At 37.3% G+C, this 12700-nt stretch carries 14 protein-coding genes and 1 pseudogene; 10 read left to right on the top strand and 5 right to left on the bottom strand.

Annotation, left to right across the window (positions count from 1 at the left end):
- Positions 1 to 28: 28 nt before the first annotated feature.
- From NTY12_02580 to NTY12_02565, 4 genes are read right to left on the bottom strand one after another with little or no spacing between them, the layout of a single operon-like run.
- Positions 29 to 1057 (bottom strand): MraY family glycosyltransferase, encoded by a 1029-nt coding sequence (locus NTY12_02580; GenBank protein MCX6792886.1) that lies wholly within the window; start codon positions 1055 to 1057, stop codon positions 29 to 31.
- A gap of 6 nt (positions 1058 to 1063) precedes the next feature.
- Positions 1064 to 1684 (bottom strand): GDSL-type esterase/lipase family protein, encoded by a 621-nt coding sequence (locus tag NTY12_02575; GenBank protein ID MCX6792885.1) that lies wholly within the window; start codon positions 1682 to 1684, stop codon positions 1064 to 1066.
- 2 nt (positions 1685 to 1686) lie between these two features.
- Positions 1687 to 4461, bottom strand: coding sequence for an AAA family ATPase (locus tag NTY12_02570; protein MCX6792884.1), 2775 nt, complete (start codon positions 4459 to 4461; stop codon positions 1687 to 1689).
- A gap of 9 nt (positions 4462 to 4470) precedes the next feature.
- Entirely contained in the window at positions 4471 to 4839 is a 369-nt protein-coding gene (locus NTY12_02565; GenBank protein ID MCX6792883.1) for a hypothetical protein, read from the bottom strand.
- A gap of 134 nt (positions 4840 to 4973) precedes the next feature.
- Here NTY12_02565 and secE point away from each other — a divergent pair, with 134 nt between their 5' ends.
- The 9 genes and pseudogenes from secE (at position 4974) to NTY12_02520 (ending at position 11616) form a co-directional block, all read left to right on the top strand.
- Positions 4974 to 5159 (top strand): preprotein translocase subunit SecE, encoded by a 186-nt coding sequence (gene secE / locus NTY12_02560; GenBank protein MCX6792882.1) that lies wholly within the window; start codon positions 4974 to 4976, stop codon positions 5157 to 5159.
- Positions 5160 to 5164: 5 nt separating this feature from the next.
- Entirely contained in the window at positions 5165 to 5710 is a 546-nt protein-coding gene (gene nusG / locus NTY12_02555) for a transcription termination/antitermination protein NusG (protein MCX6792881.1), read from the top strand.
- 83 nt (positions 5711 to 5793) lie between these two features.
- Positions 5794 to 6222, top strand: a complete 429-nt coding sequence (gene rplK / locus NTY12_02550) for a 50S ribosomal protein L11 (protein ID MCX6792880.1) — start codon at positions 5794 to 5796, stop codon at positions 6220 to 6222.
- 62 nt (positions 6223 to 6284) lie between these two features.
- On the top strand, positions 6285 to 7016 hold the full coding sequence (rplA, locus tag NTY12_02545) for a 50S ribosomal protein L1 (protein ID MCX6792879.1): 732 nt from the start codon (positions 6285 to 6287) through the stop codon (positions 7014 to 7016).
- Positions 7017 to 7172: 156 nt separating this feature from the next.
- Entirely contained in the window at positions 7173 to 8297 is a 1125-nt protein-coding gene (locus NTY12_02540) for a prepilin-type N-terminal cleavage/methylation domain-containing protein (protein ID MCX6792878.1), read from the top strand.
- 22 nt (positions 8298 to 8319) lie between these two features.
- Positions 8320 to 8385 (top strand): annotated as a pseudogene (locus NTY12_02535) (prepilin-type N-terminal cleavage/methylation domain-containing protein).
- The gene (locus tag NTY12_02530; protein MCX6792877.1) at positions 8386 to 9468 is read left to right on the top strand and encodes a hypothetical protein; all 1083 of its coding nucleotides are present in this window, start codon (positions 8386 to 8388) and stop codon (positions 9466 to 9468) included.
- Positions 9469 to 9470: 2 nt separating this feature from the next.
- Positions 9471 to 10535, top strand: a complete 1065-nt coding sequence (locus NTY12_02525) for a prepilin-type N-terminal cleavage/methylation domain-containing protein (protein MCX6792876.1) — start codon at positions 9471 to 9473, stop codon at positions 10533 to 10535.
- A gap of 7 nt (positions 10536 to 10542) precedes the next feature.
- Positions 10543 to 11616, top strand: coding sequence for a prepilin-type N-terminal cleavage/methylation domain-containing protein (locus NTY12_02520; protein MCX6792875.1), 1074 nt, complete (start codon positions 10543 to 10545; stop codon positions 11614 to 11616).
- A 43-nt stretch (positions 11617 to 11659) separates the two neighbouring features.
- Here NTY12_02520 and NTY12_02515 read toward each other — a convergent pair whose 3' ends face one another.
- Positions 11660 to 12133: a hypothetical protein gene (locus NTY12_02515; GenBank protein ID MCX6792874.1), complete on the bottom strand. Its 474-nt coding sequence runs from the start codon at positions 12131 to 12133 to the stop codon at positions 11660 to 11662.
- A gap of 96 nt (positions 12134 to 12229) precedes the next feature.
- On the opposite strand from NTY12_02515, the gene NTY12_02510 reads away from it, so the two are divergent.
- Positions 12230 to 12700: a dCMP deaminase family protein gene (locus NTY12_02510; protein MCX6792873.1), complete on the top strand. Its 471-nt coding sequence runs from the start codon at positions 12230 to 12232 to the stop codon at positions 12698 to 12700.

Raw genomic sequence — 12700 nt, 5'->3', positions numbered from 1 at the left:
AGCAGAGCTAAGGAATAATAACCAAATATTATCTAATTTTAGCTTTCCTGTCAAGCCAAGAAAACATAGCAATTGCCAAAATCATTAAAGCGCCAAGAATGACCAAGCTTAACAGCTTGCCTCTACTCTGCAAAAACAACGCACTTAGTCCAAAAATAAAGGAAGTCAAAGCAAAGGCCAGAACTGTTTTCCTAGCTCCTAGGCCTGAATCTAGCAGTCTAAAGTGAAGATGTTCTCTGTCGGCTGATTTAAATGGATTCTTTTTAGCTAGTAAACGCCTTATTATGGTCCAAGCTACATCTAGTATTGGAACACCCATAATAAGTAAGGCAATGGCAATTTTACCGCCAGAAATGATTGATAATACACCAAGCACAAAACCAATTAACAATGCGCCTGATTCACCTAAAAATATTTTAGCTGGAGACCAATTTAAAACCAAAAAACCAAGACAAGCAGCGGCTAACATTAAAGCAGCGAAAGCAATGTCTGGTTGATACCAACGTGTCGTAATTGTAAAGAGAAAAATAATAAATGCACCAACCGCACCAATCGAACTAACTAAGCCATCAACTCCATCTAATAATTTTGTCGTAAACATCATACCTAAAAGCCATAGAATAGAAAAAGCAGGAATTAACCAATCATTAAAGTAAAAAAATCCGCCAAATGGATTAGTGATTTTTTCAATACCCACTCCCCCGACGACAACAGCGACGGCAGCTAACAATGGAAAAAGAAATTGTTTGTAAGGAGAAAGTTTTTTTACATCATCAATTATGCCACCAATTAGTAAAATTGTAGCGCCAGCTAAAACACCTAACCAATGACGTGGTTCAAGTTTGCCAGCTAAAATTAAAAACCTGCCAGCATATAAACTAATAGCTAAAGCTAAGAATATAGCCAAGCCACCCAACAAAGGAGTTGGCTTTTCATGTTGATGTCTGCCACGAGGATAATCTAAAACTTTGTATTGAAATGCTAGTTCTTTGACCACGATAGTTAAGAGCCAAGAAAGAAAAAAGGTGACAATAAAAAAAACAAAATAAAATATCATAATTATTTAAATCCAGGCTTGATTAATCAAACACTCTTTAACTTTTTCAAATATTTTAGTATGGCCTGAACTGTTTGGATGAACGCCGTCTTTTAAATCATTATTATCTAACAGATTAAAAGTGTCTAAAAATAGAACGCCTTCTCTAAGGCAAGCTTCTTGCATTATGTCATTATATTTTTTTATTGATTCATTAACATAATAAACATCAGCCCAAGAAACTGGCTTAGTTTTTGTTTCATCCATTTTTTCAGCACCAATAAATATAATATTTGAAGTTATGTTTTTGGCGCGTTTAATAATTTCTTCAATATTGGCTCTAAATTGATCCGGTTTAATCCAATAGTTACCAAGCTCCTTAAGAAAAGCTGAGTCATTATTACCAGTTTGGAAAATTATTGCCTCGGCTTCTCTAATTTTAACTTCATTTTCAAAGCGATCTAAAATAGTTTGTGAAGTAGCCCCTGAAATACTTAAATTATAAAATTCTTTGAAATCTCCTTGATGAGAAAGATATCTTTCTCCAACAAAAAGCCAGAGTCGATTAACCCAGCCGCCTCTTTCGCAATCCCAGGCTCCCCAAGCTGTTGAGTCGCCAAAAACACAAATTCGTTCTATATTGGACATAATTATAAGGTTTCCGCCTTTTTAACCGACAAACTTAAATCATCAGCAATTACAATTGTATCGCGGCGTCCCATACCGCCCTCAAGAATTTTCGTGGCAATCTGATCTTCAACTCTTTCCTGCAAAAGTCTTCGTAGAGGACGTGCTCCGAATTCAGGTTCAAAACCTAACTCAGCTAATTGCTCAACTGCTTTATCTGATACTTCAAAGCCATAACCTTTAGTCTCCAACATCTTAGCAATCTTTTTAAGCATATTGCGAGCAATGGCGATAACATTTTCTTTTTCTAAAGGCTTAAAGATAATAACACCATCAAAACGGTTAATAAGTTCTGGTCGCATGGCTTTAACTAATTCCTTTTCAATCAATTCTTCCTTAATAATTTCCATAGATTTACCGGCGCGAACATTTTCTTGAATTAATGCTGAGCCCACGTTTGAAGTGGCAATAATAACTGAGTTTGTGAAATCAATTGTTTTGCCTTGTCCGTCAGTTAATCGTCCGTCATCCATTACCTGTAGGAACAAGTTTAAAATATCAGGGTGAGCTTTTTCAATTTCATCCAACAAGATAAGTGAGAATGGCATCTTACGAACGGCTTCAGTTAAATAACCACTAACACCAGTTTGATCACCAATCATTTTGCTAACACTGTCTTTATTCTGATATTCACTCATGTCCAAACGAATCATATAATCTTCGCGACCAAAATAAACCTCAGCAACAGTTTTAGCCAATTCAGTTTTACCAACACCGGTTGGTCCAAGGAATAAGAAGTTCGCAATTGGTCGCTTGCCTTCACGTAGCTCAACACGAGCACGACGCAAGGCTGAAGAAACCATATCAACCGCTTCATCTTGGCCAATCATTCGAGCGTGAATTTTTTCTTCAAGATTTAATAAATTAGCGCTTTCGTCTTGAGTTAGTTTTGTAACTGGGATTTTAGTAATTTCCGTAATAACTTGAGCAATCGCATCACGATCAACAGTTTTATTTTCGCGGCGTGAAACTTTTACGGCAACTGATTCAAGTACTTCTAAAGCAATTGATGGTAAATATTTATCATGCATGTAGCGGTCAGTTAGAGAAACAACTTCGGCTAAAGCATGATAAGAAAAATAAACACCATATTTGCCTTCCATATAACCAAGCTTACTTTCAATCATTAAGATAGCGCGGTTAACATCAGGCTCAGGTACATCGATTTTAGCCATGACTGAACCGAGCGCTGATTTCTCTAAGTATTTAGCATAGTTTTCATCCGTCGTTGATGCCAAGCAATATATAGCGCCGCGACTTATAGCGTCAGCTAAGACTGATGCTAAATCTAGACTTTCTTCCCCACCAGAGCTAATACCTAAAATCTTTTCCAAATCTTTCAAATATAAAATAATATTTCTGGCGCGTGAAACTTCGGCAATAACAGTTAATAATCGCTCTTCAGCCTGAGCTGGAGTTGAGCCCCCGATTAAGCGAGGAATATCAACTTCGATTAAGCGTTTATCTTGAAACTGTTTTGGTACAGTTTCTAAAACCATTAAACGAGCGATGCCGCCAATCAAAGTTTCTTTACCAACGCCAATCGGACCAACTAACATCATGCCATAACGGCCACTTTCAACACCATCAAAAATTTGTCTTATTTCTTTATCGCGCGCCAAACAAAGATCAACTCTCCCCCATTTAGCAGCAAGTGTCCAATCATGAGAATAATTATTTAATAACGGAGTTGATAAAGCCGTATAAGCTCGATCCATGTTGGTTGATGGCTTAAGACGAGCTAAACGACGGAAAAGTTCATGTTGAGTAATGATTTGATTATTTGTTCTAAACCAAGCCACAGCATTAACTAATTCAGTGCGCTCAATTTCTAACTCATATAATAACTCTCTAAGATTTTCATCACGATCATAAGCTGGCACAAGTAAATCAAGAGCTCGAATTTTTTCTTGCCCATAATCCCAAGCAGTAGCGTAGGCTTCAACTATTATTTCGTTTACTGCCGAACTAAAAACTGGTGCACCACCTTGTGCAGCTCTTGCTTCTAGTTGATGTTCAAGACCTTGAACAAATTTCTTTTCATTAACCGTTAAGCGAGAAAAAACCGCACCAATTTCTCCGCTCGTAAACAAGCAAGCTGTAAAAATATGTATTGGTTCAATAGTACTGTGTTTAAAACGAGTTGCGGTCATAAATGCCTCTTCAACGACTTTCTCGGCCTGTTTATCCAAACTTTCAGAAGTGTTAATGTGTTTGGCGTGTTGTTTTTTAAGTACCGCCCAATCCTGAGAGGCTGCTGTTATAACCTGATTACTGCTATACATTGGCGGTTTGATTTTATGATCATTTTGTCTAGCTCTAGCTAGACGATAAACAACATACATGTCAGGAATAGTACTTAACCAAAATAAGAATAGAAGCCAATGTTGCATTCGCCAAAATGCTAGGTGCTTTAAGGCTGCTGGAGTCATTAAAGTAAAAGCACTTATAATTCCGCCATGAAGATAAAGCCAAAAACCGAGCGCTACTATACCAAGACCACCTAAAACAAAACAAACAATATTGATTACTAAATCAATAATCTTCTTTACAGCTTGTAGGCGAATCAAGGCTGGCGATAAGGCTAAAGAAAAATACAAAAATTTTTCATTATGAAAAGCGCCTAAACCTAAACCACCGCAATTAGAACAAGCGGACGTTCGCAAGCGACCAGTACCATTACAAGTTGGACAGACAACTAAAGGCAATGTTTGATTTTGAGAAGCTGTTTCGGACATGACAATGTTTTAAAAACTTAACTGAAGTATTAATTGATAAAGTATATAAACCGGAGCGATTAACCAAAGCAAAATAGCAGCCACAACATAGAATAACCAAAAAAGCATCACGATACTGCGAACAATAATCTGGATGGAGCGCACAAAAAAACTAATTACCACGCCAGAGAAATCGTGCTGACCGAACATCGGAGTAAATAGATTTTGTACCCAAACTATCAAACCAGTTATACTGATTTGACGTAATAAGAATCTTCCAGCCCATTTTAAGACCTCCCAAAAACCTCGCGAATACCACCAAAATGGAAAATACAAAAGATCCCAGATGAACTGGATTAAAACTTTTCCGCTGTCAATTATGGCTGATGTTAGATTCATATGAATTATCTTAATTATACAGTATTCTATTACTTATCTCCAAATTATTTGTGGCTATTGACACTGTTTGACTATTTTTGGTATTATAAAAGCATCTTAATGGCCCGTCCGGGGCTGTTTTTTAAACCATTTTTATGGACAAACTTATAAACTATCTTAAAGAGGCACTTGCTGAAATGAAGAAAGTGACCTGGCCAACAAAGAAAGAGACATATAACTATACTCTTTTGGTTATTGGCGTTAGTCTTGCTATGGCTGTCTTTCTAGGCGGTCTAGACTATCTTTTTGTTTTTATCATTGAAAAAACTCTTAATCGCTAAACAATATGGCGAAACAAACGCTAAACCAAGGCCGACGCTGGTATGTTATTCATACTTATTCCGGCTATGAAGAAAACGTAGCTGAAAATCTTCAGCAACGTGTTGAATCCATGGATATGGAGGATAAAATTTTTAATATTCTAATCCCTAAAGAAAAGAAGATTAAAATCCATAATGGAAAAAGAAAAGTCATTGAAGAAAAAATCTTCCCTGGCTACATTTTAGTTGAAATGGTTGTAACTGATGATTCTTGGTACGCTGTCCGCAATACTCCAAACGTTACAGGTTTTATTGGTACAGGTAATATTCCAACTCCTGTCTCGGAAGTAGAAATTAAAGATTTACAAAAGAGAATGGGTGTTGAAGAACCTAAATTCCAAATTGATGTTACTGAAGGTTCCCCTGTTCGCGTGGTTGATGGTCCCTTTAAGAACCTTGAAGGTAAAGTTATTGAAGTTGACCAGAGCAAAGGTAAAGTCAAGGTGCTTCTATCCATGTTCGGCCGTGAAACGCCAGTGGAGCTTGACTTCTTACAAATTAAAAAAATCTAAAAACTAGTTGTTAGTTGTTGGTTGTTGGGCGATAAATTTACTTCGCCCTAGCAACTAACGGCTATCTACTAACAACCTTTTATATGGCTAAAAAAATATTAACAGTTATAAAATTACAAGTTCGCGGTGGTCAAGCTAACCCAGCTCCTCCAATTGGTCCAGCTTTGGGTCAACATGGTTTGAACATTGCTGAATTTTGTACTAAATTTAACGCCGCTTCCAAAGATCGTATGGGCGACGTTGTTCCAGTAGAAATCACTGTTTACGCTGATAGAACTTATACTTTTATCATGAAAACAGCTCCAGCTTCAGAATTGATTAAGAAGTACGCTAAAATCGAAAAGGGTTCAGGTAAACCTTTGACCGAAAAAGTTGGTTCTATTACTGAGAGTCAGCTTAAGGAAATTGCTAAAATAAAAATTTCTGATTTAAACGCTCGTGACATTGAAGCAGCTAGCAAAATTATTGCTGGTACTGCTAGACAAATGGGCGTTGAAATCAAAAAAGATTAATTATTAATTGTGGGAGTCCCCCTTCGCTAAAGCTACGGAGGACGTTATTACCACGAAAAAATATGACTACAAAAACTAAGTCGAGTTCAGAAGGTGCAAAACCTAAGAAAAAGATTGTTCAGAAAACTACTAAGAAAAAAGTGGCCTATGAATATGAAAAGAATAAATCATATTCAGTAGCCGAAGCTGTTGAACTAGTTAAGAAATTTTCTAAAACTAAATTTGATTCTTCAGTTGAAGTTCACTTTAGATTAGGTATTGATACTAAAAAGGGTGATCAACAAATCCGTTCAGCTATTAGTTTGCCACACGGAACTGGTAAAACTGTAAGAATTGCAGCTTTTGTTACACCAGAGCACGAAAAGGCAGCCAAAGATGCTGGTGCTGACATTGTTGGTGGTGAAGATTTAATTGCTGAAATTAAAAAGTCTGAAAAAACCGACTTCCAAGTCGCAGTAGCAGAACCTGCTTTAATGAAAAATCTAGGTCAAATTGCAAAAGTTTTAGGTACTCGTGGTTTGATGCCATCACCAAAAAACGAAACAGTTACAACTGACCCAGCTAAAACTATTGCTGAATTAAAGAAAGGTAAGATTAGCTTTAAGAATGATGACACAGCTAACGTTCACGTGGCTGTTGGTAAAACATCTTTTGAAACAGCTAAGTTAGCTGAAAATATTGAAACTGTTATTACAGCCATTAAAAAAGCTAAACCATCTGGTTCAAAAGGTACTTACATCAAGAACGCCGCTATTTGTTCAAGCATGGGACCAGGTATAAAAATTCAATTCTAATTAGTGCAATTAAAAACAGGCCGCAAGGTCTGTTTTTTGTTTGCATGGATTTGCTATTAACAGGTAGTCGCTTTTTATCTAATAGCCAAAAAAGAATAACTAATTTTGCCTCACATTTGTGTTATAATAAAATCGCAAGATATTGTGTTTTTTATTATGCCCAAGTTTAAGAAATCCGGCTTCACTCTCATTGAGCTACTCGTAGTAATAGCAATTATTGGTGTACTCTCTACTATGGCTATAATAGCTCTAGGTAATGCTAGAACAAAAGCTAGAGACTCTAGAAGATTAGCTGATATAAAACAAATTAGCACGGCCTTAGAATTATATTATTCTGATAATAATACATATCCTACTCTTATTACCCCAGGAAATAGTTTGCAAGCGCCAAATGGAGGCACTATTTACATGAATACTATTCCATCTAATCCGACTCCAAGAAATGATGGTAATTGTTCAAATATTGATTACAACTATAGCTATATTACAACTTCTAATACTTATAACATTTCAACCTGTCTTGGTTCTGGCTCAAGTAATATTAATGCTGGTGTAGTGTCTGCTTCCCCTCAGGGAACATTTTCTTGTGGACAAAATATTACTGACCGAGATGGTTATGTTTATACAACTGTACAAATTGGACCTCAATGTTGGATGAAACAAAATCTTCGGACAAAAACAAAACCTAACGGGGTTGCTATGACAAATTCTATTAGCGATAATATCTTAATTAACTCAGAGAGATCTTGTCCTGCCGTATCTGGATCAACAATTCCTGGCACAGAAGATGATTGCGCGGCTTATGGCGCTCTCTATACATGGGCAGCGGTGATGAATGGCACTATAATTCCCGGGACTCAAGGTATATGCCCTGATGGCTGGCACGTGCCGACCGACGCTGAATTTGGCGTTTTAGAGCAATACGTAGCAGACCCGGGGCAATCTTGCGATGTAAGTCGTAACGGAGTTTGGGCATGTGATAAGGGCGGCGATAAGCTACAAACAGCCACTCAATGCAGACAAAGAACTCCTTGCGGATCATCTGGCTTTGACGCACAACTTGCAGGAACAAGAGGACCTGACGGTTCTACCTTTTCTGGTAGAGGGTATTTAGGTTGGTGGGGAGGTCAATATGGAGGAAGCTATATGTACACATCTTCATTAAGCGGAGTGACTTATGGAGCTCCTTTTTATAGAGCTGTACATTCAGAATACACTCTAATCTTAAAAGTTATGGCTGCGGCAGTTCACGGTTTATCGCTTCGCTGTATAAAAAATTAAAAACACAAATATTAATTATTTAATTAAAAAAGGATTCACTCTCATTGAGCTACTAGTAGTAATAGCAATTATTGGTGTAATTTCAACCATGGCAATAATTACTTTTAACAACATTAGAGCTAAAGCCAGAGATACTAAAAGAGTGGCTGATGTAAAACAAATTGCTACGGCTTTAGAGTTATACTATTCAGATAACAACAGCTATCCAGTAATTATCACCCCTGGAAATAGCTTGGCTTCGCCTGATGGTTCAACTATCTATATGGCAAAAATTCCATCTAACCCAACACCAAGGACAGATGGAACATGCTCAAATATTGATTACGGCTACACATATCTTGCATCAATAAATTCATATAACATCTCAACCTGCCTTGGCTCACCGGCTTCGAACTTCAACCCAGGGGTCGTATCCTACTCCCCTTCTGGTTCATTTAATTGTGGCCAAAGAATTGCTGACGCTGATGGCAACCAATACGATACGGTAGAAATCGGCGGTCAATGCTGGATGAAACAAAATTTAAATGCTGGCACAATGGTTACGAGTGTTAACACTGGTTCAAATCACTCAAATCAAACCAATGACAGCCTTGTAGAAAAATATTGTTATTCTAATCTTTCTGCAAGCTGCGTAACTTACGGAGGACTTTACGAATGGCAAGAAGCTATGGCTTTACCTGCTAGCTGTGTGAATACTGACTGTTCATCACAAATTCAAACACCGCATCAAGGAATTTGTCCTAGCGGCTGGCACATTCCAACCGATGCCGAGTTTAACATTCTTGAACAATATGCAATTCAGACCATTGGCAGTTCTAGTACACAATTTGCTTGTAATAATTCAGTTGCCAGTTATCGTCGCTGCGCAGATGATAACGGAGCTGATTCAGGAGGAGCTAAAGGAGCCGGCAAAGCTCTAAAAAAAGTTGGTCAGGGCTCAGGCGCTGGGGCCGGAGATGACTTACTTGGATTTTCCGCTATGCTTGGCGGCTATCGCGCTATTGGCGGATCATTTATAGGCTCACTGAGCTATGCAACTTTCTGGCAGTCTTCGCAGTACGCAGCTAATAGTTCTTGGCTGAGAAACTTCTATACTTCGTATACTACAATACTTCGCTACGGCCTAAATGAAAAATCAAGTGGCTACAATGTTCGCTGTCTCAAAAACTAATTATGTTGTTTCATAAAAATAAAAAAGCTTTTACCTTAATCGAACTCTTGGTTGTAATAGCAATTATTGGTGTACTCTCTACTATGGCAATTATTGCCTTGAGTAACGCAAGAACAAAAGCTAGAGATGCTAAGCGTGTTGCTGATATAAAACAAATAAGTACAGCGCTAGAATTATATTACGCGGATAATAATAGTTATCCAACTATTATCACTCCGGGTAATAGTTTGGTATCACCAGATGGTACTAAAACCTACATGGGTAAGATACCTAATAATCCAACGCCAATGAATGATGGCAATTGTTCTAACACTGACTACAGTTATTCAACGAATATTAATAATTCTTCTTTTTCTGTAGCTACTTGCATTGGTAATGATGCGAGTAGTTTAACATCTGGCTCGATCTTTATAAGTAATAATAGCGGTATCGCACCTTGTGGCCAAGCTACTGTCATAGACGTAGACGGCAATACTTACAACACCGTAAAAGTTGGCACTCAGTGCTGGATGAAAGAAAATCTTAGAACTAAAAAATATCCAAATGGAAATTGTATTAATCCTGGTTGTCCTAATGCATCAGTAGCTGATAATGGTTTAGGTCGATCTTGCTATAATAATGACGAGAATATCTGTACAAGTGATGGAGCTTTATATACCTGGGCTGCAGTAATGAATGGTTCTACAACAGCCGGTGCTCAAGGAATCTGTCCAAGTGGTTGGCATATACCAAGTGATACGGAATTACACACTCTTGAACAGTATTTAACTGATGTAGGGCAAACCTGCGATGCCAATAGGAGTTTAAGTGCTGGTCTTGGTGATTGCTATAACTCATGTCAAAAATTAAAAGTTGGCGGCTCTTCAGGTCTTAATATGGTAGCTACTGGAATAAAGAATAGTGCAAGCAATTTTCAGTACAGAGGAACTCATTGGTCACTTACTTCTTCAAGCCAATATGATAGTTCAAACTCATATGTACGCTGGGCATATTTCAATAACGACGGAATAGATAGAGCGAGTTTCGATAAAACTTATGGGCTTTCAGTAAGATGTCTAAAGAACTAAAATGTCTTTGTCTAAAAATTACAAAACTGGCTTCACTCTCATCGAGCTACTCGTAGTAATAGCTATTATTGGTGTGCTCTCTACTATGGCCATAATAGCTTTAGGTAATGCTAGAGCTAAGGCTAGAGACTCTAGAAGAGTAGCTGACATAAAGCAAATAAGTACCGCCTTAGAATTGTATTACGCAGATAACAATAGCTATCCTACTATCATTACTCCAGGTAACAGTCTAACATCTCCTGATGGTACTAAAGTATATATGGCTAGTATTCCTAATAACCCTACACCCAGAAATGATAATGGTTGTGGTAACAATAACTATACATACGCTTCTACTCCAGACAACACAAACTATAGTCTTAACTTCTGTCTTGGTAACAACGTCTCTTCAACCCCGGCTGGTATCAACTCTAGTTCTAGTACCGGCGTAGGCACTGCGCCTGGTCTTGTTGGTTGGTGGAAATTTGATGAGGGCTCTGGTACGACGGCCATCGATTCGTCAGGTAATAATATCACTGGATCCTGGATTGGAACCGCTCCATACTATACAACAGCAAAGATTGGAACTTATGCTGGAAAATTCAACGGCACGGACAGTTATGTTAGTGTTCCTGCAAATAATAATCTAATTATTAATAGCGGCTCAATTTCAATGTGGTTTTATTTCTCAGCACCTGGAAACAATAGTCGTTTAGTAGACATTGGCAACGCTGCAGCTAGTGAAAGAATTGGTTTTTTTATAGGTACTACCAACTTATATTTATACGGCGTAAAAAGCAGTAGTGCGGTTCTAAATATTAATACAGCTCCGCTAACACTTAATAGTTGGTATTATGTAGTTGGAACCTGGGATTCAGCCGGAGGAAATATATATATTAAGAACGCAACAACAAATAACACTATCAGCTCTTCTGGAGATAAAACAATGACCTTGCCATTGGGCACAACAAAATTATTTATTGGAAACTTTATTGCCGGCGGAACAACTTATCTCTTGAATGGCGGCGTCGATGACGTGCGAATTTATAATCGCGTACTCTCCTCCTCCGAAGTAAACGCTATCTACGAAGCAACTAAATAATATTTTTTAAAAAAAATAAGAGGCTTCTTTAAAAGAAACCTCTTTAACCATGTCGAGGTATTAGTTTTGTGTATCTGGCAATAGCCCGATAAATACTAACCAAGAACATTAAACAAATAGCTAATATGAAACTCCAAAAAGTTGCACTAAAAACTACAACAAATATTAAGACATGTACAATAAGTATTGGTAGCACTGTCCACTCATTCAAAGGTATTGAAACATAATTATATTTTTTATTTAGCTCGGAATTTTTTTCCTTATCAACACTATTGAGATAAGGAATCATTCCGTAGGGTATGCCAAATAACAAAATTATGTCTAGAACTACCATGTACCTCGAATCATCCATAATTTTAGGTACTGATTCAAGTGGTATCTCAAAACAGAGAGCTATCAATAAAATTGAATATAAAAGAACAAATGTAACCCCGAAAGAAAATGCAAACCAACGGCTTGCACCATTGTTTGATTTTTCCATTTTCAAGTATGTTTTTGATTCCGAAATATTTCTCATACTATATGTTTTTTAAATGCTTTTGTCAACCAATAAAACTTTGACTAATCCAGCGTTAAACGCTAATCTTATATTAAGATAATTTACTCTATAAATATGGAAAAACATCGAACTACTGGTGTTATATCTTGGGATGAATGTTTTATGCAAATTGCTAAAATAATTGCCCAAAGATCAAAAGATCCATCAACTCAAGCTGGCGCAGCAGTGGTTACGCCAGACAATGTGGTGGTCGGTTTAGGTTATAATGGTTGGCCACGCGGCATTGATAACGATAAGCTGCCTTGGGATCGCGAAGGCAAATTGTCAGATACCAAATATGCTTACGTTGTTCATGGTGAAGAAAACGCAATCTATAACGCAAACCATTCAACAAAAAATTGCCGACTTTATTGCACGCTATTTCCTTGCAATGAATGCGCTAAAACAATAATTCAAAACGGGATTGTTGAAGTAATTTATGAAAGTGATAAATACCACGATAGTGATATATGTTTAGCTTCAAGGAAAATGCTTGATTTAGCTGGTGTTAAATATCGACAATTTACTTGTCACGAAGAAAAATAA

Source organism: Candidatus Falkowbacteria bacterium (genome assembly GCA_026396835.1).
GTDB lineage: Bacteria > Patescibacteriota > Patescibacteriia > Patescibacteriales > Patescibacteriaceae > Patescibacterium.
The sequence above is the reverse complement of the archived record's forward strand: the minus strand, read 5'-3'. Positions and strand labels throughout refer to the sequence as shown.